The 24945-nt window shown below is 52.7% G+C and carries 18 protein-coding genes; 10 read left to right on the forward strand and 8 right to left on the reverse strand.

Going from position 1 to position 24945, the window contains the following annotated elements:
* Positions 1-37 precede the first annotated feature (37 nt).
* From F3F96_RS04435 to F3F96_RS04460, 6 genes are all read right to left on the reverse strand, one after another.
* Positions 38-862, reverse strand: coding sequence for an RNA polymerase factor sigma-32 (locus F3F96_RS04435; protein WP_370465499.1), 825 nt, complete (start codon positions 860-862; stop codon positions 38-40).
* An 88-nt stretch (positions 863-950) separates the two neighbouring features.
* Positions 951-2993 (reverse strand): NAD-dependent DNA ligase LigA, encoded by a 2043-nt coding sequence (ligA, locus tag F3F96_RS04440; protein WP_176962032.1) that lies wholly within the window; start codon positions 2991-2993, stop codon positions 951-953.
* Positions 2956-3516: a peroxiredoxin gene (locus F3F96_RS04445; protein WP_176962033.1), complete on the reverse strand. Its 561-nt coding sequence runs from the start codon at positions 3514-3516 to the stop codon at positions 2956-2958. Before F3F96_RS04445 ends, ligA begins: the two co-directional genes overlap by 38 nt.
* A 26-nt stretch (positions 3517-3542) precedes the next feature.
* On the reverse strand, positions 3543-3791 hold the full coding sequence (locus F3F96_RS04450) for a glutaredoxin family protein (protein WP_176962034.1): 249 nt from the start codon (positions 3789-3791) through the stop codon (positions 3543-3545).
* A 10-nt stretch (positions 3792-3801) separates the two neighbouring features.
* Entirely contained in the window at positions 3802-5214 is a 1413-nt protein-coding gene (locus F3F96_RS04455) for a DegQ family serine endoprotease (RefSeq protein WP_241697646.1), read from the reverse strand.
* A 122-nt stretch (positions 5215-5336) separates the two neighbouring features.
* On the reverse strand, positions 5337-5801 hold the full coding sequence (locus F3F96_RS04460) for a SoxR reducing system RseC family protein (protein WP_176962035.1): 465 nt from the start codon (positions 5799-5801) through the stop codon (positions 5337-5339).
* Positions 5802-5970: 169 nt separating this feature from the next.
* On the opposite strand from F3F96_RS04460, the gene nadB reads away from it, so the two are divergent.
* From nadB to hemH, 3 genes are read left to right on the forward strand one after another with little or no spacing between them, the layout of a single operon-like run.
* Positions 5971-7560: an L-aspartate oxidase gene (gene nadB, locus F3F96_RS04465; protein ID WP_176962036.1), complete on the forward strand. Its 1590-nt coding sequence runs from the start codon at positions 5971-5973 to the stop codon at positions 7558-7560.
* Positions 7542-7835 carry an acylphosphatase gene (locus F3F96_RS04470; RefSeq protein ID WP_370465500.1) on the forward strand — a complete coding sequence of 98 codons (294 nt, stop codon included), beginning with the start codon at positions 7542-7544 and terminating at the stop codon, positions 7833-7835. The genes nadB and F3F96_RS04470 overlap by 19 nt, the downstream gene beginning before the upstream one ends.
* A gap of 19 nt (positions 7836-7854) precedes the next feature.
* Positions 7855-8865, forward strand: coding sequence for a ferrochelatase (hemH, locus tag F3F96_RS04475; RefSeq protein WP_176962037.1), 1011 nt, complete (start codon positions 7855-7857; stop codon positions 8863-8865).
* Positions 8866-8968: 103 nt separating this feature from the next.
* Here the strand turns inward: hemH and F3F96_RS04480 are convergent, their stop codons facing one another.
* Complete coding sequence (locus F3F96_RS04480; protein WP_176962038.1) at positions 8969-10126, reverse strand: HD domain-containing phosphohydrolase; 1158 nt, start codon at positions 10124-10126, stop codon at positions 8969-8971.
* 200 nt (positions 10127-10326) lie between these two features.
* Here F3F96_RS04480 and F3F96_RS04485 point away from each other — a divergent pair, with 200 nt between their 5' ends.
* From F3F96_RS04485 to F3F96_RS04495, 3 genes are all read left to right on the forward strand, one after another.
* Positions 10327-12081, forward strand: coding sequence for a FecR domain-containing protein (locus F3F96_RS04485; protein ID WP_176962039.1), 1755 nt, complete (start codon positions 10327-10329; stop codon positions 12079-12081).
* Between the two features lie 40 nt (positions 12082-12121).
* The gene (locus tag F3F96_RS04490) at positions 12122-13462 is read left to right on the forward strand and encodes a porin family protein (RefSeq protein ID WP_176962040.1); all 1341 of its coding nucleotides are present in this window, start codon (positions 12122-12124) and stop codon (positions 13460-13462) included.
* A 113-nt stretch (positions 13463-13575) separates the two neighbouring features.
* On the forward strand, positions 13576-15618 hold the full coding sequence (locus F3F96_RS04495; RefSeq protein WP_176962041.1) for a CHASE2 domain-containing protein: 2043 nt from the start codon (positions 13576-13578) through the stop codon (positions 15616-15618).
* A gap of 52 nt (positions 15619-15670) precedes the next feature.
* Here F3F96_RS04495 and F3F96_RS12435 read toward each other — a convergent pair whose 3' ends face one another.
* The gene (locus tag F3F96_RS12435; RefSeq protein WP_176962042.1) at positions 15671-16507 is read right to left on the reverse strand and encodes a peptidylprolyl isomerase; all 837 of its coding nucleotides are present in this window, start codon (positions 16505-16507) and stop codon (positions 15671-15673) included.
* A gap of 382 nt (positions 16508-16889) precedes the next feature.
* Here F3F96_RS12435 and F3F96_RS04505 point away from each other — a divergent pair, with 382 nt between their 5' ends.
* The 4 genes from F3F96_RS04505 to F3F96_RS04520 all read left to right on the forward strand — a co-directional run bounded on the left by F3F96_RS04505 (position 16890) and on the right by F3F96_RS04520 (position 24945).
* On the forward strand, positions 16890-18581 hold the full coding sequence (locus tag F3F96_RS04505; RefSeq protein ID WP_176962043.1) for a carbon starvation protein A: 1692 nt from the start codon (positions 16890-16892) through the stop codon (positions 18579-18581).
* A 70-nt stretch (positions 18582-18651) separates the two neighbouring features.
* Entirely contained in the window at positions 18652-22143 is a 3492-nt protein-coding gene (gene dnaE, locus F3F96_RS04510; RefSeq protein ID WP_176962044.1) for a DNA polymerase III subunit alpha, read from the forward strand.
* An 11-nt stretch (positions 22144-22154) separates the two neighbouring features.
* Positions 22155-23111, forward strand: coding sequence for an acetyl-CoA carboxylase carboxyltransferase subunit alpha (locus F3F96_RS04515; protein ID WP_176962045.1), 957 nt, complete (start codon positions 22155-22157; stop codon positions 23109-23111).
* 10 nt (positions 23112-23121) lie between these two features.
* A complete protein-coding gene (locus F3F96_RS04520) occupies positions 23122-24945 on the forward strand; it encodes an ATP-binding protein (RefSeq protein ID WP_176962046.1) in 1824 nt (607 codons plus the stop codon).

Raw genomic sequence — 24945 nt, forward strand, 5'->3', positions numbered from 1 at the left:
GCCTGATCGACGCCATCGAAATTAGTGTGAACAGGCCCTAGTTGGCTACAGCCTCTTTCAGTTTTTTCATCGCCCGTGCTTCCAGCTGTCGCACCCGCTCAATAGAGACACCGAAATCTTCAGCAAGATCTTTCAGTGTTGCAGGCTCTTCAGAGATGTGACGACGTTCGACGATCAGGCGATCACGATCAGAGAGCGTGCTCATTGCTGAGTAGAGCGCACTCTTGCGGTGATCATCCCAGTTGCTTTGCATAGTGATCTCTTCCGGCGTTGCACTATCAGAGGGCAGGCCATGCACCAGCGCATCACCCTCATCATACTCAGCATCCAGTGATACATCGCGCTGCAAAAATGCGTTGGCCGCCTCCTGATACTCACCACCGGTAAGTCCGTAATCAGCACCCACCTCATCAGCTCTGCTACCACCATCAAGCGCGGCAATGGCATTCTTGGCCTTCTGCAGACCAGCGAAAACGCGGCGCTGCAACTTGTTGGTACCAAGCTTAACAATGCTCCATGAGCTGAGGATGTAGTCGTGAATCGAGGCGCGCACCCACCATGATGCGTAGGTCATCAGGCGGAAACCCTTGTCCGGGTCAAAACGTTTCACCGCATGCATCAGACCCATCGTACCTTCCTGAATCAGATCCATCTCAGGCAGACCGAAATGCCGGTATTCACGAGCAATAGCAGCCACACCACTTAAATTGGCAACCACCAACTGGCGTGCTGCATCGCGATCTTCATGCTCATGCCACAACCGTGCAAGACGAATCTCCTCCTCACGATCGAGGCGCTCCACTTTACGCATATCACGCGAAAAAAGAGCCAGACTTGTCATCTCTGCTGTTGTTGCTACCACCTGAAAATCACCTCCAAATCGATTTGAAACCTTTAGCACTCAGATTGTAAGAGTGCCAATTTAATAATTAAAACAGTGTTAAGCAAGCCTATTGCCAATTTAACCAGATCAGCAGCTCTTCTTCGCCGGCAACCTCAACACCCAGTTCGCGCGCTCTGCTCAGCTTGGAGCCCGCCTTCTCACCGGCAATAAGCAGGTCGGTTTTTGCAGATACCGAACCTGTCGGTTTAGCACCAAAGCTGCGTAACTTCTCCTGGGCATGACGCCGGTTCACTGATGCAAAGCTGCCGGTCAACACCACCGTCTTTCCTGCCAGCGGGTGATCAGTAGCCGCAATCGACTCGGCCGCAGGCTCTACACCCGCGGCCAGCAATCTGTGTATCACATCACGATTGTGCGCTTCGGCAAAGAAGCTGCGGATACTGGCTGCCACTTCCGGACCAATATCAGGCACGGCCAGCAGCGACTCCTCATCAGCTTCCATCACCGCATCAAGATCGCCAAAGTAGGCGGCAAGCGACGCACCTGTCGCACTACCGACATGGCGAATACCAAGCGCATGCAGAAAGCGGCCCAGTGGCCGCTGCCTGCTCACTTCCAGTGCATTCTGAATGTTGGCGATCTTCTTCTCACCCAGCCCTTGCCAATCGGCAAGCTGGCTGTAATCAAACTCATAGATATCGGCGATACTTCGCAGCTTCCCTTCATCCACCAGTCGGGCCACCAGCTTGTCACCCATGCCATCAACATCCATCGCTCCGCGAGAGACAAAATGGCGAAGGCGCTCCTTCAGCTGGGCGGAACAGGAGAGTCCGCCACTGCAGCGAATTGCAACCTCGCCCTCAATCCTGAAAACAGATGCAGCACAGACCGGGCAGTGGGTTGGTATGACAGGCTTTTCTGCCGACTCATCGATATTCACTGTACGCACCACTTCGGGAATCACATCACCGGCTCTGCGCACAACTACCGTGGCTCCGGCATAGACCGCTTTGCGCTGCATCTCATCAATATTATGCAGCGTGGCCCGCGACACCACGACACCGCCCACACTGACCGGCTGCATATCGGCCACCGGGGTAATGACACCAGTGCGCCCCACCTGCCAGATCACATCACGAACGGTTGTTGTGACCTCTTCAGCTGGAAATTTGTAGGCAATCGCCCAGCGCGGTGAACGGGCAACTGCACCGAGTCGATCCTGCAGTTCAAAACTATTCAGCTTATAGACCAGACCATCGATCTCATAAGGCAGATCCGGTCGCTGTTGCAGAAGCTTCTGATAAGCAGTGAGCAGGGCAGGCAGGCTGTCGGCCATATCAGTCTGCTGAATTGCAAAACCGAAGCCCTGCAGCTTCTCCAGAAGCTCTGACTGACTGCTTGCCAGTGCCCTGCCGCCAAGGCCTACACCATAAGCGAAAAAGGCCAGCTTTCGTTTGGCGGTGATACGCGCATCCAGTTGACGCAGTGAACCTGCCGCCGCATTGCGTGGATTGGCAAACGGCGCTTCACCTTCAACATCGCGCCCTTCGTTGAGCGCGGCAAAAGCCGCTTTGGACATATAGACTTCGCCACGCACCTCCAGAACCGAAGGCAGCAAACCCTGTTGATCTGTTTTCAGATGCCAGGGAATACCGGCAATGGTGCGCACATTATCGGTTACATCTTCGCCACTGATGCCATCACCACGTGTGGCAGCAATGGTCAGCGCCCCTTGCTCGTAACGCAGATTCACCGCCAGTCCGTCCACTTTGGGTTCAGCAATAAAAGTAAAATCATCCCGTCCCAGACCGTCAACGGCACGTGATACAAACGCCGCTATCTCGGCCTCATCAAAGGCGTTGGCAAGCGAGAGCAGTGATTCGCCATGTTTGCGGCTGGTGAATGTTGTGGAGGGTGGTGCACCGACAATGCGGGTGGGTGAATCATCCGGAACCGCTGCGCCAGACTCTGTTTCAAGCGACTCAAGTTCGCGCAGCAGACGATCGTACTCGGCATCCGTGATTTGCGGTGCATCGAGTGTGTAGTAGCGGTAGTTATGTTCCCGAAGTTCGTTGCGAAGAAGGGTGATACGCTGATCTATAACTTCTGATTCAGCCGTTGTTTTCAAGCTCTCCACTACTGCTCCCATTCGTTTGGAGAGTCGGCTCAGCCAGCATCCCCTCAATCGTTTTCACCAATGGCGCTGACATCCAGTCCACTGCACCGAGCAGATGGTAGCGAACCTTGCCCTGTTTATCGATCAGGAATGACTCAGGAAAGCGGAACACACCATAACCCTGTGAAACAAGGGTATCGGCATCGTGCAACACCTGAAACGGCATCTGCTGCTCACGCACAAAACTGCTCAGATGATCACGATTCTGATCCACGGAGACGGCAACCACCTTCAAACCCTGAGCCGCAAACTTCTCATGCAACTCTACCATGGAGGGTATCTCTTTGCGGCATGGCGGACACCAGGTCGCCCAGAAGTTGAGCAGCACCACCTCACCCTCTGGAAGCGATTGCATCACCCCCTGCAGATCAGGTAATTTGAAACCGGTCCCGGCCTCGCTGATACGCACCGCTGCCGGTGCTTTGGGCATGCCGAGCCAGACCGTCGATCCGATCACGCCCATAATCAGCAATACCAGCAACCAGCGATACTTCATATTACCCACCTTCTAGCATCCATGTTTCAGCCCAATCCTGCCAGTGCTGAGGTCAGGCTATCCTGAGAGACCCGATGTTTAAAGAGCACCTTGCCATCAAACATCAGAACCGGCACATCCAGCCCGAAGCGAACAAGCAGTGCTTTATCCCGATCGACATCCACCGCCTCCCAGCTGCAGAGGCCACCAGCGGCACCGGCTTCAAGCACCGCCTTGGCCTCATCGCAAAGGCAGCAGTTACGGCGCGTCATCAGCTGGATATGCGGCAGACTCATCAGTTAACGATCAATCGCTCTTTTGCGGCAACTTCACCAGTGCAAAGACCTGATCACCGCGACGATCCATCATCACACGCAGTACTTCACCATGTTTAAAGTTTTTAGCCAGCTTGGCGAAGGCTTTCATATCAGGCACATCTTTACCGTTAATACGATAGATCACATCACCACGTTGAATGCCTGCATTGGCGGCGGGCAGGCCCTTTTGCACCTGTTGCACGACAACACCGTTTTTCACGCGTGTACGCAGTCTGGCTGCCATATCGGTGGAGAGATTCTCTACCACCATACCCAGTCGCACCTTCGACTTATCGACTTTCTGCTGGCCGTTGCGTGCCACCTGATCATCCGGCATCGCTTCAACGACAACATTGAGCGTTTTCTGTCTGCCATCACGAATGATGCCAACCTTCACCTTGTCTCCAGGTGCATGGCGGGCCACGCGGATCGGCAGATCATGGGCTTTAGTGATCAACTCACCATCAATAGAAACAATCACATCACCGGCACGAATACCCGCTTTATCGGCTGCTGAACCCGCTTCAACCTGCGGCACCAGGGCGCCGTGGCGATCTTTGAGGCCGAGCGCTTTCATGGTCTCTTTATCGACATCAGTGATATGTACACCGAGCCTGGCACGGGTCACATGCCCCTTCTCTTTCAGTTCATCAAGGATTGGCTTGGCAAGATTGATCGGGATGGCAAAACCGATACCGTTATTGCCGCCACTGCGTGAATAGATGGCAGTATTGATACCGACCAGTTCACCTTTGCTGTTAAACAGCGGCCCGCCGGAGTTGCCGGGGTTAATGGCGGCATCGGTCTGAATGAAATCATCATAGGGGCCGGAGCCGATCACTCGTCCTTTGGCTGAAACAATACCCGCAGTGACAGTCTGGGAGAGACCGAACGGGTTACCGATGGCAACCACCCAGTCACCCACACGCAGAACATCGGAGTTACCGATCTTCACTGTTTTAAGGTTTTTGCCCTTCACCTTGAGCAGCGCCACATCCAGTTTGGAGTCGGTACCGATGATCTTGGCCTGTAGTTCAGTGCCATCGCGCATCTTCACGACCACTTCGTCTGCACCGTCAACCACATGGTTGTTGGTCACCACATAACCATCAGCAGAGATCACAAAACCTGTTCCCAGTGCATGTTTCTCCTGCTGCTGGCGAGGCATGTTACGGAAGAAATCGTTAAAGAAGTCATCAAATGGCGTGCCCTGCGGGCCACCGAATCCAGGTGGAATACCACCTTGCAGTGCCTGTTTGGCATGCTGGGTGGTACTGATATTGACAACGGCATCAGCCTGCTCGGCAGCCAGATCAGCAAAACTTTCAGGCATAGCCTGTGCAGGCAGGGCCCATGTAACGGCAATCAACAACATCGGAATCAATGGTCTGAAATAGTGCAAGTAGTACTCCTTTGATAAATAGTCAGGGCGCTTTTTAAGCTCCCCAGATGAATAAAAGATTAAAACAATACTAATAAGGATGCTCTGACAAACTACATGGACGCAGTTTTTTCAGCGTTTCCCTACACAGGCTTGATCGGGATATGGCATCCGCCACGATTCACAATACGCAGCATTCGTACATCCAGATCAGTTTTAGCACTGCTACTGTTACGCAACAGCAGCAGATAGGTCAGCGGCACAGAGCCCAATGCCGCCAGTGCAGCGAGAAGCTCCGGAGCAGGCCAACTCATCTGCGCGGCAAGCCAGGCCACTGCTGCGCCGGTCAGTACAAACACCAGCATCGGTAGTGCATAGATACGAAATGCCACTTTCAGGAGCAGGCCATCAGGCACCTCCAGCAGCACCTCATCACCCGTTTGTGCTCCGATTGTGTTTTTCACATGCAGATCAATCAGCCGCTCCCGCCAGGAGCCCATCGTTGAGCAGGACGCCTTGCCGGCACAATCACCGCAGGCAGATGCACGACGACCACGCACGGTGGCGTCACGGCCATCTGTCTGAATCACTGTTACCTGCTGCTCCAATAGAACTCCTGCCACATCTGATACGAATCAACCATCAGGGCGGCGTATCTTATACCAATCCATTCAACGATAGCTATCCCCTGCCCGCCGCACAAATTACCCCTGCCACAACCGGCCAGATAAACGCTGAATAGTGCATGCGGGAAATTCCGGCGTAGGGTTGGCAACCATGAGCAGTGGCAAAAAACGCCTTAAGGCGGACTACCTGATTCTCGGCAGCGGCGCGGCTGGTCTTCTGGCGGCACGCCGTCTGGCTGAGCACGGCAGCGTCATCATCGTCAACAAAGGCTCCTTTGAGGAGTCCAGCACCTGGAATGCACAGGGAGGCATCGCCGGCGTACTCTCCGGCAGTGATTCAGTGGCGTCGCATGTCAAAGATACGGTGGCCGCCGGTGGCGGTCTCTGCCATCCGGAAGTGGTGCAGTCGGTCATTGAGCGCGGCGCTGAAATTATTGAAGAGCTGATCGCTATCGGCACCCGCTTTGATCGCAGGGATGGTGAACTGCATCTCACCCGGGAGGGGGGCCACAGCAGCCGTCGCGTAGCCCATTCGCAAGATGCAACCGGCCGCGCCATAGGTGAAGCACTGCTCTCCAAAGTGGCTCCGCATCCTAATGTGCGCAGATTGGAACAGCACACCGCAATTGATCTGATCACCACGCGCCGCATCGGCCACGGTATTGATAACCGCTGTCTGGGTGCATATGTGCTGGCTCCGGAAGGGCGTGTTGTGACCATTGAAGCGCAACAAACCATCCTTGCCACGGGTGGCGCAGGTAAAGTCTACCTCTACACCTCCAATCCGCACGCCTCCTCCGGTGATGGTATTGCCATGGCCTGGCGAGCCGGTTCTCCGGTAATGAACCTTGAATTTATTCAGTTTCATCCCACCTGCCTGTTTCATCGACAGGGTTCGAACATGCTGCTCTCCGAGGCGCTGCGCGGAGAAGGTGCCTATCTGGTTGATAGTGAAGGGCGGCGTTTTGTTTTTGATTACGACAAACGCGGAGAGCTGGCCCCTCGCGATATCGTCGCCCGTGCCATCGATTATGAGATTAAAAAACAGGGTGCCGACTGCATGTATCTCGATGCCCGCCCCATCGGCCGCACACAGCTGCTAGACCACTTCCCCAATATTCATGAACGGCTGCTGAAGCTGGGGCTGGATATCACCACGCAACCGATCCCCATCGTCCCCGCTGCACACTATATCTGCGGCGGCATCAAGGCCGATATCCACGGTCGAACCGAGATCGATTCACTCTATGCCATCGGTGAAACCGCCTGCACAGGGCTGCATGGCGCCAACCGACTGGCCAGCAACTCACTGCTGGAGTGTCTGGTGATGGCTGAGTTTTGCGCTACCGACATTATCAAACGCGAAGCCAAACCACTGCCGCCGATCCCCACCTGGGATGATTCCGGCATTGTGCCGGAGACCGAGCGCATCCAGATCAAGCAGAACTGGGATGAGATTCGTGCCACGATGTCTCACTACGTCGGCATTGTGCGCTCTGATGAGCGCCTGCGCCGCGCCAAGCGCCGCCTCTATCTGATCCGTGAAGAGATCGCCACCTACTACTGGAAACATCCGGTCAGTCAGGATCTGCTGGAGTTGCGTAATCTCGAGCTGATCGCTGAACTGATTATTACCAGTGCCCAACAGCGCCTTGAGTCGCGTGGCCTGCACTACTCCACCGATCACCCTGAGACAGATGAACAGGCAAAAGATACCATCCTGTGGCCCAACACCCTCTAAACCGAGTCTGTCTGCTGGCCCGCATTCATGGCCGCGTGCAGGGCGTCTGTTTTCGTCACTACACACAAGTCGAAGCCAATCGCCTTGGCCTGCATGGCTGGGTGCGCAACCTGCCTGATGGTGATGTTGAAGCCTGTATCGCCGGGCCTGAGCCTCAGATAACCCTGATGAAACAGTGGCTGCATCACGGGCCAACTCATGCCAGTGTTGAGCGCGTCGAATTTTCCCCGTCGACACTGCCGGAGAGCTGGGAGAGATTTTCCATTCGTTACTAAGATAAAAAAGGATGCGTTAATGCCATACAGTGCCAAACAGTCATTTGAACATAAACAAGAGCCTGCCGTTGGCATCCTGCTAACCAATCTCGGCACCCCTGATGCGCCCACCACAGCGGCTGTACGCACCTATCTCAAGGAGTTCCTCTGGGATCCGCGTGTAGTTGAGCAGCCGCGCTGGCTCTGGTGGCTGATCCTTAACGGCATCATTCTTAATACCCGTCCGGCCAGATCAGCAGCGCTCTACGCCAAGGTGTGGAGTGATGAGGGTTCACCTCTGCTGGCCACCGGCAAACGCCAGCGAGAAAAGCTGGAGGCTGCACTGCGCGAGCAGATTGCGCAGCCACTGCATGTTGAGCTGGCCATGCGTTACGGCAATCCATCAATCCGCAGTGGCCTTGAAGCGCTGCGTGAGAAGAACTGCAGCAGCATCATTGTGCTGCCACTCTACCCGCAATACTCCGCTACCACCTCCGGCTCCACCTTTGATGCGGTCACTGAAGCCCTGAAAACATGGCGGCGTGTACCGCAACTGCAGTTTATCGATGCCTACCACGATTTCCCTGCCTATATCGAAGCACTGGCAGAGAGTGCTCGCAACCACTGGCAGGAGCATGGCCAGGCTGAGCGACTTCTACTCTCCTACCACGGTATTCCCGAATCCTACTTTAACAACGGCGATCCCTACCCCTGCCACTGTCGCAAAACCACCCGCCTGCTTCGCGAAGCACTGGGGCTGGATGAGACCCAACTGCAGATGTCATTTCAGTCCCGCTTCGGTAAAGATCCGTGGGTTCAGCCTTACACCGATGAGACACTGGAGCGCTGGGGCAAAGAGGGTGTTGAGGGCGTGGATGTGATCTGTCCCGGCTTCCCGGCAGATTGTCTGGAGACCATTGAGGAGATCGGCATGGAAAACCGCGACATCTTCCTCGAGGCTGGCGGTAAAACCTACCGCTATATCCCAGCCCTCAATGACAGTGATGCCCACATTCAAGCCTTGGCCCAGATTATTTTAACACAAATCTAAAAAAAACTGACTGTCGGATTAGTGCTGTGCCCTGACATCCATAAACTCCGTCAGAATCAAACGCCATGCATCTTATTCAAAGAGACCGTTAACTTAATTCAGTCTATTGATGCTCTTTCTGAATCTCCAGAATTTCATCCAGACAGTTAAAAAACGCATCCACAACCTGTGGGTCAAAATGCTCCCCTTTTTCATTTTTTATAAGCGAAAGCGCATCCTGCAATGGCCAGGCGTTTTTATACGGCCTCTCATTTACCAGGGCATCGAATACATCGGCAACCGCAACGATTCTGGCCGCCAAGGGAATATCCTCTCCCTTCAAACCATCCGGGTAACCGTTCCCATTCCACTTCTCATGGTGATGCAAAGCAATCTCTTCGCTCAGTTTGAGTATTTCAGTATCTGAACCTCTAAGTATGGAAGCGCCCTTGTTCGAGTGCGCTTTCATCTTCACCCACTCGTCATCATCCAGCTTGCCGTTTTTACCTAATATGGCATCAGGAACCCCCACTTTGCCAACATCATGCATGGCGGAAGCATGAAATATACTCTCCTGCTCTTCTGTCGAAAAACCAAGCTCCCTGCTAAGGATTTTTGAACTATATCGGATTCTCTGGATGTGTTTAAACGTATCCTCATCCTTATACTCTGCAGCATAGCCAAGACGTGCGAGCGTCTCTAAATATGCTTTTCTCAGGGACTCCTGTAGCCTCATATTGATGATACTGACAGCTGACATCACCGCAAAACTTTTCGCTATGCCCAGATTTAACTCGTGAACAAGCTCCTCTTTTGGATTGATGATTTCTAAAGCACCAATGATCCCTTCTGTCGGGTGTCGCAGAGGAATCGCTAAAATAGCCTCCGTTTTGAAGCCGCTCAACTTGTCTATGGAGCCATCAAATTTATATGGTACAGATTCAGACACATGATAAGGATCATCAACCAGAAGCAGCTCACCGGTCATAGCTACGTGGCCAGCAATACTCCTGTGATTTAGAGGTATTCTCAGATCATCCCCATTTTGATCTCTTGATATGGAACTGGTGTCGATTTCATCATTTTGAAACGACAGAAAGTCGAGGGAATCTCCGTCTACAAAAGCGATACTTCCAGCAGGGGCCTCAAAAATCCGCCGGGCATGTTTAAGGACCTTCTCTACAAATATGGTTTGATCCTTTTCCATCTCAATGTCTACTGCTGCATCAAAAATAAACATCAGCGTCTGTTTAGCTTCTTTACTTGAAATCTCTTCAAACACTGCAACCTCCTAAAAATCCACAAACGACTGTATACCCATAAGCTATAGCACACACACAAAGTAAAGTATATGCTTCCTAGCAAAGATGAATATTGCAGGCCGGTATTGTCAAGCTGGCAATTACAGCCTATAACTTATCCAGTATGGGTGAACTATTTTTAAGTCTTCGTGATAGTTGTTGCACATAGGAGGAATGGTTCTTGATCTCTTTTTGTAGGCATTCGATTCACAAATTCATCCTGCCTCTGGTCATGGTGGCTACTGTCTCTTGCTGCAGTGCTGTTCAGGCTGCCGATCAAATTACATTCGTAGATGATGAGCAACTCATCCAGAGAGCACCTGTAGGAGCATTTTCTGCAACCATCAACAAGGTAAATCACCTTAGAAAAGGAGCAGCCAGCCCCATTGATGCACAGATCGGCAGCGACGTTGAAATTAAGGATCTTGTGACAACGCTGGAGAGGTCTCGAGCTCAAGTAACTTTCGTAGATAAAACGGAACTTCGAATAGCCTCCTCTTCTCAGGTTGAAATTACAAAGTTCATGTTCGACAACAGCAAATTGAAAGATGGATCTTTAAAGATACTCCGGGGCACGCTTCGCTCCATCGTTCATCATGATATTTCCGAAACACCCCATTTCGAGGTTGTCACCCCCACTGCTGTTGCAGCAGCCCGTGGCACCGATTTTTTCACGATCGTCAAAGGTCTTTCAACCCGATTTGTCTGCCATGACGGCATGGTGGAGATCAGGAACATCAATGCAGGCGTGGCTGGGACAGAGATGTGCGCAGCGGGACAGACTGTTGATGTCACTGAGGGAAACCCACCCACCACCCCGACAGCAACAGATCCCGAAGTTCTTGAACAACTGCTGGAGGCCACAGAGATGACGCCAGCCGCCCCGATAGAGTCAGCGCCTGCGCAGGGCGCTGGAGCAGTGGAGGTCGCAGCTGCAGAGGTAACCACCATTAGCGCTACCACGACAGCTCTGGGAGCCGCCGCCCTTGGCGCAGTGGCTATTGGTGCCGTCGCTTCCAGCAACACCCCTGCCGGAGCCATTCCTGCCCCTACTGGCACTGTTACAGTGGAAGACTCTGTTTATGTCATGCAGCAGTGGAATGTTGCAGCCTCTCCTCTGGGTGCGGCAAGTGGCCCGGATGCCAATCATGTTGTGACTGTTACTCGCGATGCTGGCGGCAACATCACCAGCGTTACCATCGCTGGCACCCATAACGTTCCCGGCGGCACCAACAACGGTCCCTTCAGCTACACCTTCAATACACCGGTCGCGGCCAATGAGTTTGCTCTAGGTGGCGCCGCCACAGACACCCCTGCCGCTCTAGGTGCAGGCCCTAACTCTGTTATTCTCAATCAGATTGAGGGGCTACCGATCGTTGCATATCAGTATGTATCTCTATTCCACTGGGGGGTGCAGCTCAATCTGGATGACTGGCTCGCCGGAACCGGCGTCACAGGCACACTAACACCGCTAGCATCCATTCCAACCGCTGGCACCGGCACCTATACCGGTATAGCTCAGGGCTGGATCTATTCAACGGCCGCTCTGCTCGATCATGACTTCCGTTTCAACTCGACCTTGAATGTGACAGCCGATTTCGGCACAAATCAGATCACCAACTTTGCAACCACAGGCACCATCACCAACGCCAATCTTGGTGGTGGTACCTATGGTGCTAATGTGGCCAATCCTAACTATGACCTGAATATGGTGCCTGCAGCCCCGGGAACAATTACCGGCAACACCTTCACTGTTGGTGTTGTCAATGTTGGCAGTGGCTTTACCGGAACGGCAAATGGTGCTTTCTTCGGCCCTGCCACCAAAGCACCTGCGACAGGCGGAGCCAATGTTCCTGCCAATATAGGAGGCGCATTTACCGCATCACAAGCCACTGGCCCAGTTGGCCGAATGCATGGCGTGTTTGTTGGCCAGTAAAGCGTAAGTGGAGCTGAGGGGCGAGCTTTCAAGGGCATCGATGCTTTTTCGGCTAGTGGTGATCATTGGCTTCTCTCTCACCTCTTTCACCACTGTCGCCGAGACTTCCGGTGCAGACTCACTACCAGTAGTCACATCATCAGAAAACACTCAGGCAACTCCCGAAGAACTAGCACAGGTAGCGACACAACTGCTGATTGAGAGGAAACCGAACATGGCTGCCCTGATCGTAGCAGAGCTACTAAAACAATCCGCGCCACCGATGCAGGCTCTGTTTGTCGCTGGCAAACTGGCTGAATTGCGCGGCGACTGGAATAGCGTGCTCCTTTTTTACCGGGCTATGCTTGAGCGAGACCCCTCTGTCTTACGGATACGCCTTGATCTGGCACGTGCACTGCTCATAAATGGCGACACCGAAGCTGCGCAGCACCATTTTCAGCGGGTACTGGGTGAGCCCGGACTTCCGGAAAATGTGCGTGCCAACGTATTGTTGTTCCTCAATCAGATTGACAGACTGACCTTCAGTCAAACCCTCTCATTTGAGATTCTTGGTGACAGCAACATCAATCAGGCCACCGCCAGCGAGGTGGTGATCATCGGCGGCCGCCGCTTTATCCTTAGTCCAACTGCACGCAAGAGAAGCGGCAAAGGCCTCGGCCTTAACTGGCAGGGGCAGTATCGCTTTGGCGATGCACGCCAGTTCAGTGTGCGAGCCGTCCTCCAGCATCAGAACTACCCCTCGGCCAATCAGTACAACCTGACCTATCTGATGGCATTCGCTGGCTGGACAAAGCAGTGGAGCCCAGCCCATTCGCTCTCTTTCGAAGCCGGCGGACACGCCTCCTTTTATGGCGGCCACAACCTGTTTGACGGAGCGGCGTTCCGCATATCAGATATTTATCGAACAACATCAGGCTGGACATTCAACCCGGCACTGGAGAGCAAACAGTTGCGCTATCCTGACTATCCGCTTCGTAACGGCTGGCAGCAGTGGTTCACAGTTGATATGACCAAAGCAATGCCCAGCGGTCTGGTCTGGAGCTCTGGCGCAAGCATCGGACGCAACAAGGCGCACGATGAGATTTATGACTTCATCTCATCAGGGGCCAAGCTGGGGTTATCTCTGGAGCTACCCTTACGGGTAACAGCATCAGTGATGCTGGATTATTTGGAAACCCGCTATGCGGGCATAGACCCGTTTTTCGCAGAGCGCCGAAGGGAGAGAAAGCAGTCAGTAGAGATCGGTCTGATCCCACTGGCACTGAACATGAAGGGGTTTGCACCACGCATTGTCTTCGGTCATATTAAGAACTGGTCCAATATCGACCTGTATCAGTTTCAGAGGACATATGGCAAGCTTGCTTTTGTACGCGATTTTTAATGCGTCAAGCAATAAGCGGATGAAGCTTGTCCGCTCCTGAGGTATATCGGCATGACCAGAAACAAATGCGATGATAGCTTCTGATCTTCCCGCAATGAGCATGAGGCTACGGAATGCGCGTCGTTAAACATAAAGGCCCCTATTTCCTACTGGCCTCACTTATAGTTGCCGCTGCCATCTTTGCAACTGTCACACCGCCGATGTTTGTCGACTACCTAGAATCCAAAACTTTCGACATCCGCACGCTGCTGCGCGGTGAGCGATCCGTCAGGCCGGATATTGTCATTGTCGCTATTGATGATAAGACACTGGAACAGTTCGCACTGAATATCTGGACACGGGAGTATATGGCTGCGCTGATCGACAAGCTCACCTCAATGCAACCAAAAGTGATCGGCATTGACTACCTCTACCAGCTTCCGGAGGTGAGCAAGGGGCTGGAGTCGTTACGCGAACTTAACAGGTCATACCAAAGCCTGGCATCGGTGGATAAAAACTTTCTTGGTGAACTTCAGGCTATGGAGCAGATCAATAATGTTGATGCCGCACTCATTACTGCGGTCAACAAGGCAGGAAATGTTGTACTGGCCTTTGCCCCGCATGTGTTTGAAGCCATGGCATCGATTGATAATAAAGCGAATGTCCAGCTTCCGGGATATATGCTCTGGCATGCATTCATGCTGAGTAAACCCGGGCCTGCCTACAAGCCTGTGTTGGCACAGACCGCGCTAACGCCATTTGAGGGGCTGGCAGAGGTGGCTGCATCCATCGGCCATGTCTATTCGCTCTACGATCAGGACGGCGCTATTCGTTGGGAACCTCTTTACGTCAAAATGGGAGCTGACATTTATCCTTCCTTTGGACTGGAAATAGCAAGGATGTTTAAAGATCTGAGGCCGCAGGATGTGAAGGTGATCACGGGTGACCGAATCATCATGGGGGATAAGATTGATCTACCTACAGACATTTCCGGCCGCATTCTGATCAACTATCCAGGTAAACGCGGAAGATTCACCACCTATTCGGCCATCGATATCCTTGCAGGCACTATTCCAGCCACTGAACTACAAGGTAAAATCGTGCTGGTCGGAGCCACGGCTCTTGGCACTGGTGATATCCATGTGACTCCCTTCACTGAACTCGCAGGTGTAGAGAAACAGGCCACTGTGGTTGAGAACATCCTTAGCCAAAACTACCTGGTGAAAGAGGAGTTAACCACACTGATAGATATAGTCGCCATTATTTGCTTTGCCTTCATTATGGCACTTGTTGTTCCCTACTTCGGTGCATTTGCAAGCGGCCTGTTTTTCGGTTTTCTGCTTATCGTCTACTTGGGATTAACCCAGTACGCCTTTGTCGCCCATGATATCTGGGTACATGTCGTTGTACCTGCACTGACGCTAAGTATTCTCTATACGACATTAACGACATACCGCTTTTTTACTGAAGAGCGGTTAGCTAGGCAGATTCGCAATACCTTCTCCAAATATACGACCGAGAAGGTGGTCAAAGAATTAATAGATCACCCCGAGATGGCAAAACTGGGCGGCGCAAGAAAAAACATCACGGTTCTCTTTTCCGATGTGCGCAGCTTCACAACCTTCTCGGAGAACCATGAGCCGGAAGAGGTCGTTGAAGCCCTAAACGAGTTCCTCTCTGCGATGACCGAGGTGATCATGGCATGGGATGGAACTCTGGATAAGTTTGTTGGCGATGAGATAATGGCTTTCTGGGGGGCTCCGGTCGCGCAGGAAAATCACGCTGAACTGGCCGTGGGGTGTGCGCTGGCGATGATGAGGCGACTGCATGAGTTGCAAATAAAGTGGCGCGCGGAGGGGCGAGCTGTACTCGGCATCGGAATCGGCATCAATACAGGGGATGTGGTTGTCGGCAACATCGGATCTGAAAAAATGAAAATGGACTACACCGTAATTGGTGATGCGGTAAACTTGGGGGCACGCGTTGAAGCTCTGACACGCAACTATGATACCGACATAATCATCACTGAATTTACACTCAACCAGATCCGGGAACTGTTATCCAAAAGTGAAAAACCTGTAATTTTCTCTCATTTACAAGTAACAAAACTGGATGAGGTTAAAGTAAAGGGCAAAGAAAATGCTGTTGTGATCTATGCCCTCTCTGAATCTGAATAGAAGCAAATAGATTCAAGGAATACTTTCGACTAATACAATGTGAAAGAGAGTGTTACTTATAGGCTGGATCGAGGACTTTGATGCGAGACTCTTTTTCAACGCTTTCATACCAGCGGTCTAACTGGTTTTTCTCCAGAATACTGATGATCTCGTGGCGCACTTCATCCAGTGGTTTCTGCATGGCAGAGCGGCGACCGAGCTGTTCGATCACGTGCCAGCCGAAACGGGTTTTGACCGGCTGGCTGATGCCATTCTCCTTCAGTTCAAAAGCGACATCATCAAAGGCTTTAACCATCACACCGCGCTGGAACCAGTTGAGATCACCACCGCGTGATTTGTTGCTGTCATCCAGCGACTCACTGGCAGCCAGTGCTGCGAAATCACCTTTGTTGCGCAGTTTTTTAATGATGGCCAGCGCCTGCTCCTCTGAGGCAACGAGAATGTGTCGGGCATGCACCTGTTCAGGCACCGCAAACTCGGCAAGATGCTGCTTGTAATAAGCGGTAACATCACTCTCCTGAATCTTCTCCATATGGGCCAGCTGCCACTGTCTGGCCGCCTCGATAAGAATCTGGCGACTGGCATTTTCGATGCGCTGACGTGTAGCAGGGTCGAGATCGAGCCCCATCTCTCTGGCCTTCTGACTAATGGCATGGCGACGGATCAATGAGCGCATAATATGAGCACGGGTGTGCACATCGTTGCGGTAACGGTTCATCTCATCCGGCAGCAGCGCCAGTTCAAGATCGATGTCCGATTCATGGATGGTGATGCCATTCACCGTTGCCACGACAGGGCTGGGGTTGATCGGATCGGCAAGTGTAACCTCATCCTGCTGCTGACAGGCCGACAAAAACAGTAGCAGGCCAAGCATGATTGAAATTCGCATCGAGACTCCCCTTATCCAATAGTGGCGCCAGGGCCTGATAACACAAATTTCGGTGTTGGCGCTGCTGCTCCAAATGTGGCCAATCAAGGCGTAAGGAATGAGATTTGGTGATTCCAAATACATTCCGAACAACGCAGAGTGGCCACATTTGGAGCGCAGCCTTTCAGGATAGACCATTTTTCCGGCCTGCTACGTTATCGCAAGCTTAAGTGCAACAAGCACATGGCGCTTACGATGCCTTGCAGGGCAAAAAAATGGTCGTATCGCCGCCATCGAAATTTATGTTAACAGGCCCTAGAGTAGCGTCGCACACTGCTGTGACCAAGGATGATCTGACGATTTCAGAATATCTAAGGTACAGTAGCAACAGGGAGGATCACGAATGACACCAGTTGTCATGGCCATCACAGTACTCTGCCTCTACCTCATCTTTTTCCGCTTTTATGCCAAACGGATTCTGGCTAGAAAAGTGTTTGAGCTGGATGATGCCAACGAGACGCCAGCGCATGCCATGCGTGATGATGTTGATTATGTTCCTGCCAACAAATATATCCTCTTTGGTCATCACTTCGCCTCCATTGCCGGTCTTGCACCGATGCTCGGGCCTGCCATTGCGGTAATCTGGGGCTGGGTTCCGGCCCTCTGCTGGGTGGTGTTCGGTACCCTTCTGGTCGGTGCCGTACACGACTTCTCTGCACTGGTGCTATCGATTCGCCATAAGGGGCAGAGTGTCGGCACCATCGCCCGTGATGTGATCAGCCCGCGCACCCGCCTGCTCTTTCTGCTGGTGATCTTCTTCCTCGTAGCGCTGGCTATGGGTGTATTTGTACTGGTGATCTCAGGCCTCTTCGCTGCTCCTGATCTCGCCAATATCCCGGCAACTTCGCATCCTGAAGCGATATTCCCGACCTACTCGCTGATGCTGATCGCCATGGTGATTGGTTTCCTTGTCTACAAGAAAAACATGCCGCTCTGGCCGATGATTGCCGTCGGTTTTGTCTTGATGCTTCTAACGACCTATATCGGACTGGATATGCCGATCACCGGTTTCACGGCCAGTGACTGGACATGGGCGCTGTTGGTCTACGCCTTTATCGCCAGTGTGTTGCCGGTCTGGTTGCTCTTACAGCCGCGTGATTTCCTTAACTCACTACTGCTCTATCTGGCGATCTTCGCCATGCTGGCCGGTTTTTTCGTCCTTGATCCTGAGTGGGCTGCACCTGCCATCAATCCCAATCCGGTCGGTGCCCCGCCGCTGCTGCCATTCCTGTTTATTGTCATCGCCTGTGGCGCAGTCTCCGGCTTCCACGGTCTTGTTGCTTCCGGCACCACCTCCAAGCAGCTGGACAAGGAGAGTGATGCGCCGTTTATCGGTTATGTCGGCATGATCGGTGAATCACTGCTGGCACTGCTAGCTGTTCTTGCCACCACAGCAGGTGCCTTCTCATCACGCGCTGACTGGGAATCCTTTTACGGCTCATGGGACAAAGCGGTCGGCCTGCATCAGAAGCTCGGCATCTTTATTCAGGGTAATGCCAACTTTATCCATCAGCTCGGTGTGCCGCTGGATTATGCTGCGGCATTTATCTCTGTGGTGGTGGTCGGTTTTGCCATGACCAGTGTCGATACCGGTGCGCGACTACTGCGTTTTAATCTTGAGGAGATCGGTCAGACCATTGGTGTGAAAGCACTCGGCAACCGCTATCTGGCCACTTTTCTGGCTGTATCTGCCATCGGCTTCTTCGCCTTCTTCAAGGTCGATGGCAAACCTGCAGGCCTCTTCCTCTGGACGCTGTTTGGCACCACCAACCAGATCCTTGCCGGACTCACCCTGCTCACCGTCACCATCTATCTCTACCGCAAGAGAAAACCGATTCTCTACACCCTGCTACCGATGCTGCTGGTGCTCGGCGCCACCATTGCCGGCATGGTGATGGGCATCTTCGGCGCAATTGGCAAAGAGCAGTGGACGGTTGCAGCAGTAGGTCTTGCCATCTTTATGCTGGCTGGCTGGGTGCTCATCGAAGCAGTGCTGGTGGTCAGAAAGGTGCGACAGGAGAGAACTCCCGGTTAGCAGCCGGGAAAGAGCTCTTCTCCGCAACTGGACGGGTGCAAAATCTCCATCGCGTGGCTAAACTCGCGGGATGCGTTTTGCTCCCTTTGTCCATCTTCATAACCACTCCGATTTCTCGCTGCTGGGGGCAACCACACGTGTAGGTGATATGCTGAAGAAGGTAGCGGAGCTCAAGCAGCCCGCCGTTGCCCTGACCGATTATGGTAACCTGTTCGGGGCGATTGAGTTCTACTCCAAAGCGATGCAGATGGGCATCAAGCCGATCATGGGCTGTGAAGTATTCCTCTGTGATGATCACACCAAACGTGTTTCGGAGGGGCCGCGCGGCCCCCGTTTCCCGCAGATGGTACTGCTGGCGCGCAACAATCAGGGCTGGAAGAATCTACTCAAACTGATCTCCATCTCCTATATCGATGGCTTCTACTACAAACCTCGTGTCGGCAAGCCGATGCTGGATCAGTACAGCGATGGTCTGATTGCCCTCTCCTCCGGATCGAACGGTGAGGTGGAGCAGCTGCTTCAGAAGGGTGATCGCAAGGGTGCCAAAGCAACCGCCCGCGCCTACAAAGAGATGTTCCACGAGCACTGCTTCTTCCTCGAGATTCAGCGCCACGGCAGCAACGGCCAGGAGGAGGTGAATCGCCAGGTGATCGAGATTGCTCATGAACTCGATATCCCGTTGGTCGCCAGTAATAACAGCCACTTTCTCGAACGCGATGATTTCAACTCATTTGAAGCGATTCTGGCTCTGCAACAGAACCGCACACTCAGTGATGATGTCTCCGGCATCTTCACGCCTGAGCACTACATCAAATCCTATGAGGAGATGCAGGATCTCTTCTCCGATATTCCCGAAGCCCTTGAGAACAGCATCCATATCGCCAACCGCTGCAATGTCGATCTGCGCTTTGGCAATTATCAGCTACCCGATTTCCAGCCGCCGGAGGATATGGAACTCAACGCCTATATGCGCCAGCAGTCACGAGAAGGGCTTGATCTGCGCTGGCCAACGATTCTGCATGGTGAGCCCGAAGCTGATCGCGATGTGTACGATAAACGCCTTGAATTCGAACTCGACATCATTGAGAAGATGGGTTTCCCCGGCTACTTCCTGATCGTATCGGACTTCATTCTCTGGGCTAAAAACCACGGCATTCCAGTCGGGCCGGGGCGAGGTTCCGGTGCAGGATCGCTGGTCGCCTATGTACTGAAGATCACCGACCTTGATCCGATTAAATACGGACTGCTGTTCGAGCGATTCCTCAATCCTGAACGTGTATCGATGCCCGATTTCGATATCGACTTCTGCATGAACCGCCGTGAAGAGGTGATCCGCTATGTGACCGACAAATATGGCGAAGAGAAAGTTTCGCAGATTATCACCTTCGGCAAGATGAAGGCCAAGGCCGTAGTGCGCGATGTCGGACGCGTGCTCGCTATGGAGCTCTCCAAGGTAAATCTGATCGCCAAACTGATCCCTGTCGATATGAAGATGACACTGGAGAAAGCACTGATTGAAGAGCCCAAGCTGGCCAAGATGGTGGATGACGATGATGAGGTAGCTCGCCTGTTTGAACTGGCTCTGCGCCTTGAGGGATGCCACCGCAATGCAGGCAAACATGCCGCAGGTGTAGTCATTGGACGCCAGGATCTCGATGAAACGGCACCGCTATTTAAGGTGGCCGGTGAAGAGGGCAAGGTTGTTCAGTGGGATATGGGCAGCAGCGAGAAGATGGGGCTGATCAAGTTCGATTTCCTCGGTCTGAAAACGCTGACAGTGATCGATATCGCCTGCAAACTGATCAAACAGTATGACCCGCGCCCCGAAGCCCAGGCCTTTGATATAGAAACCATCCCTATGGATGATCCTGCCACATTCAAGCTGATGCAGCGCGGCCAGACCGGCGCGGTATTTCAGGTGGAATCATCGGGCATGCGCGACCTCTTAACCCGCCTGCTACCTGACTGCTTTGAAGATATTATCGCACTGGTGGCGCTGTATCGACCCGGCCCGCTGGAGTCGGGCATGGTGGACACCTTTATCGAGTGTAAACACGGCCGTCAGGAGATTGTCTATCTGGTGCCGCAGCTGAAGAAGATTCTACAGGAGACCAACGGCGTTATTCTCTATCAGGAGCAGGTGATGCAGATCGCCCAGGTTCTGGCCGGATATACACTGGGTCAGGCGGATATGCTGCGTCGCGCCATGGGTAAGAAGAAAGCCTCTGAGATGGCCGAACAGCGCCAGATCTTTATGGATGGTGCCGAGAAACAGAAGGTACCACTGGATCGGGCTGAGCAGATTTTCGATCTGATGGAGAAGTTTGCCGGTTACGGATTTAATAAATCACACTCCGCCGCTTATGCCCTGATCTCCTATCAGACTGCCTACCTTAAAGCGCACTATCCGCAGGCATTTATGGCCGCCACCTTCTCCTGTGATATGGGCAATACTGATAAAGTTGCCACACTGGTGACTGACTGCCGCAACATGGGCATCGAAATCATGCCACCCCATATCAATGAATCGGACTGGGAGTTCAGGCCGGAGGGCGAGGCGATTCGCTACGGTCTGGGCGCCATCAAAGGGGTGGGCGAAGCAGCGCTGCGGGAAGTGATAGCCGTACGCAAAGCCGACGGCAAGTTTGAAAACTTTGAAGATATGATCATGCGCGCACCGACGCGTACGCTGAATAAACGTATTCTTGAGGCGATGATTAAAGCCTCTGCACTCTCAGGCCTGATTCCCAACCAGCGGGCCGCGCTTGAAGGACTGTCTCAAGTGTTGGAGCAGCTAAGTCGCAAACGCAAAGAGTACGCCTCCAACCAGTCCACCCTGTTTGAAGTGGCCGAACCGCAAGCCGGTGATGGTGGTTTCCCGCTACTGCCATCGTGGAATGCCGGAGAGCAGCTGCAGGCCGAACGCGAAGTACTCGGCTTCTATCTTACAGGTCATCCACTTGAGGCCTACCTCGACAGAAGTCAGGGGTTAGGAGACTGCAACCTTGCCGAGCTTGGCCAGCGCCAGCATGAGAGCCAGATCGTGGTTCCGGTTGGCATCTCAAGCATCCGCCCCTACAACGGACGCAGTGGCACCATGGCATTTGTGCAGGTTGAAGATCTGCACGGGCAGGCGGAGATGATTGTCTTCGCCAAGCTCTATGCGGAGGTCTCCGAGCTACTGAGCTCGGACAAACCGCTGCTGATTGCTGCCAAGGTGGACACCGCCAAAGAGGATCCGGTACTGATTGCCGAGGCGATCACCACAGTCGATGATATTCTGCCGGAACTGGTACATGAGATTCAGATCTCCACAGCCAGTATCGCCTGGGATGAGATGACGCTGGCTCGACTGAAATCGATGGCCACAGGTGGCAGTGCAAGGCTTGCATTCCATGTACGGCTTGCAGACGCTAGTCTTGCGCAACTGATTACCGGTCCGTGCATCAGCTGGAGCGATGCGGTTCGGGATCAACTTGATGCCCGCTTTGGTGCAGAATCGATTCGTGTACGCTGCAGACCATGGCAGCCGCCACGTAAACAGCAGGCACGCAGAGGATAAGAGAGGATTTTATGGCTAACAGCTATCTTGAATTTGAACGCCCGATTGCAGAACTGACATCTAAGATTGAAGATCTCTCAGGCATGGGCAAAGACTCCGGTGTGAATATCGCCGAAGAGGTAGAGCGTCTGAACGCAAAAAAAGATAAGATGGTTGAGCAGATCTACAGCAAGGCGACCCGTGCCCAGATCTGTCAGCTCTCCCGCCATCCTGATCGCCCCTACATTCTCGATTATATTCCGCATATGTTTGACGACTTTCAGGAGCTGCACGGCGACCGCGCCTTCTCCGATGATGGCGCCATTGTCTGTGGTATTGCCAATTTCCGTGGCAAGAGCGTTGTCGTGGTTGGTCATCAGAAAGGGCGCGACACCAAAGAGAAGATCAAACGCAATTTCGGCATGCCAAGGCCTGAGGGTTACCGCAAAGCACTGCGCATGTTCAAACTGGCGGAACGTTTTGAGATTCCAGTACTCACCTTTATCGATACCGCCGGTGCCTGGCCCGGCATTGATGCTGAAGAGCGCGGCCAGAGTGAGGCGATTGCCCGTAACCTGCAGGAACTCGCGGCACTGAAGGTCCCTGTCGTCTGTACGGTAATCGGTGAAGGCGGCTCAGGCGGCGCACTGGCCATTGGTGTTGGCGACCGCATGTATATGCAGCAGTTCTCCACCTACTCGGTAATTTCGCCGGAAGGTTGTGCCGCTATTCTCTGGCGCGACAGAGCGCACGCCGATGAAGCGGCAGAAGCACTCAAACCCACCGCACTGGATCTGCAATCATTGGGGCTTATTGATGCGATTATCCCTGAACCCAAAGAGGGTGCCCACCGCAACATCAAAGAGGCTGCTGAACTGATGGGTGATCTACTGGAGAAGTCACTGGATGAGCTGCTCAACACACCTGTAGAGAAACTACTGAAAGGTCGTGCAGATCGACTAAGAAATATCGGAGCCTTCAGCGGCTAGGTCTCTCTGAATGTGGTCCAATACTCTGAGCCGAAGTAGCCTGGCCGTAGTTGTTGCGATCATCTTTATCATTGTTGTTGTCCTGTTTCATAATCCTGATCGACTGCTATCGGATGAACGGGCACATCTGAACAGTCAGATCACAGCATCGCTTGATGCCATCAAAAATGATCTCGATACCGACCTGCAGCATCTGGCCTACTCCACGCTGTTTATCGTAGATCAGGCACGGCTGCATAACCCCTTTGGTTCATCTGATGATACCAGCATTTTTGCTGAAGATTTCATCTCACTGCTCACGACATCTGCATTTTTTGATCAACTGCGTCTAATTGATAGCCAGGGCATGGAGCGCATTCGTGCCAATTACAATGGTGGCGACCCAAGCCTCTCCGATGATGATCAGCTGCAGAACAAAAGCAGCCGCTACTACTTTCAGGATACCATGAAACTGGCTGAACATGAGGTGTTTCTTTCGCCGCTGGATCTGAACATTGAAAACGGCCGTGTCGAGCAACCCTTTAAACCCACATTAAGAATCGGCATGCCCTCATTCAACTATCGCGGCGAGAAAGAGGGCATTATCATGATCAACGTGCTGGCCGCAGCGTTGATAAAACACTTCTCCGATCGTGCTAAACTCGTGCCTGCACAACAGGTTTCATGGCTCAATGGAGACGGCTACTGGTTTGCCGGAGAAGAGGAGTCCAAGCTCTGGGGCTTCATGTATGAGAGCACCAAAAACAACTCTTTCGCAGCACTTCATCCGCAGATATGGAAATCAATAGCCACAGCTGAACAGGGTACTATTACGGCAGAGGGGGGTACTTATCTCTATACCACCATCTCCCCGTATGATGCCTTCTCTCACGCCAAAACCATGCACCTGAATACAGCACGGCCCTACAAGTGGAAAATCATCGCCTACTATTCCGATGACTTTATTCATCACTATACAGCAGAGAAACGCTTTTCCAGCCAGCTTATCATGCTTCTCTCAGGCCTGCTGCTCGTTGCCATCTTTCTTCTCTTCGGCTTCTGGTATCGCCAACATCTGATCAAAGTAGAAACAGAGAAGTCTGCCAGCAAAAACGAGCAGGAACGGTTGCGCATGAAATCAACAGGCATTATTGCCGGCGGCATTGCCCACGAATTTAACAATATTCTCTCAGCCGTGACGGCCAATCTCTACCTGTTGAGAACCAACAGTGGTGATCCCGAACGTAACATGCGCGCATTAAATAGTATGGATCGCCTTGTTGAGCGGGCAACCCGGCTTGTTAAATATCTACTCACCTTTTCCCGCCATGGCTTTAGATCCAATGAGCAGATCAATCTATCCAAGCTGGCCGCCACAGTTACCCAACTTGCTATAGAAGAGATGCCAGAGCGATATCAATGTGAGATTAATATATCGCCGGATATAGAAATTATCGGAGACAATGAAAAAGTGAGTGCCATGCTTAAAGAGCTGATCAGCAACGCTGACGATGCCATAAAAAATAGCGCGCAACCGCAACTATCCGTCAAACTTGAGATGATTGAAAAAAACTTTGAAAGTAGCCCGGATCAAAACCAGACCGGCAGCTTTGCCATGATTACAGTGAAGGACAATGGCATAGGCATCAGTGAGGAGAACCTGCCACACATCTATGACCCATTCTTCACCACCAAAGAACCCGGCAAGGGCACCGGTCTTGGCCTCTCTGCAGTGCTGGGCACAGTAAAAGTTCATCATGGTGAGATTGAAATAGAGAGTCGTGAAAATCTGGGTAGCGAGATAAGGGTCTATTTGCCACTATCGCCCCAAGAGAGCCCATCCGACGTGGCATAA

Origin of the sequence: Mariprofundus sp. NF (assembly GCF_013387455.1) — a bacterium.
Taxonomy (GTDB): Bacteria; Pseudomonadota; Zetaproteobacteria; order Mariprofundales; family Mariprofundaceae; genus Mariprofundus.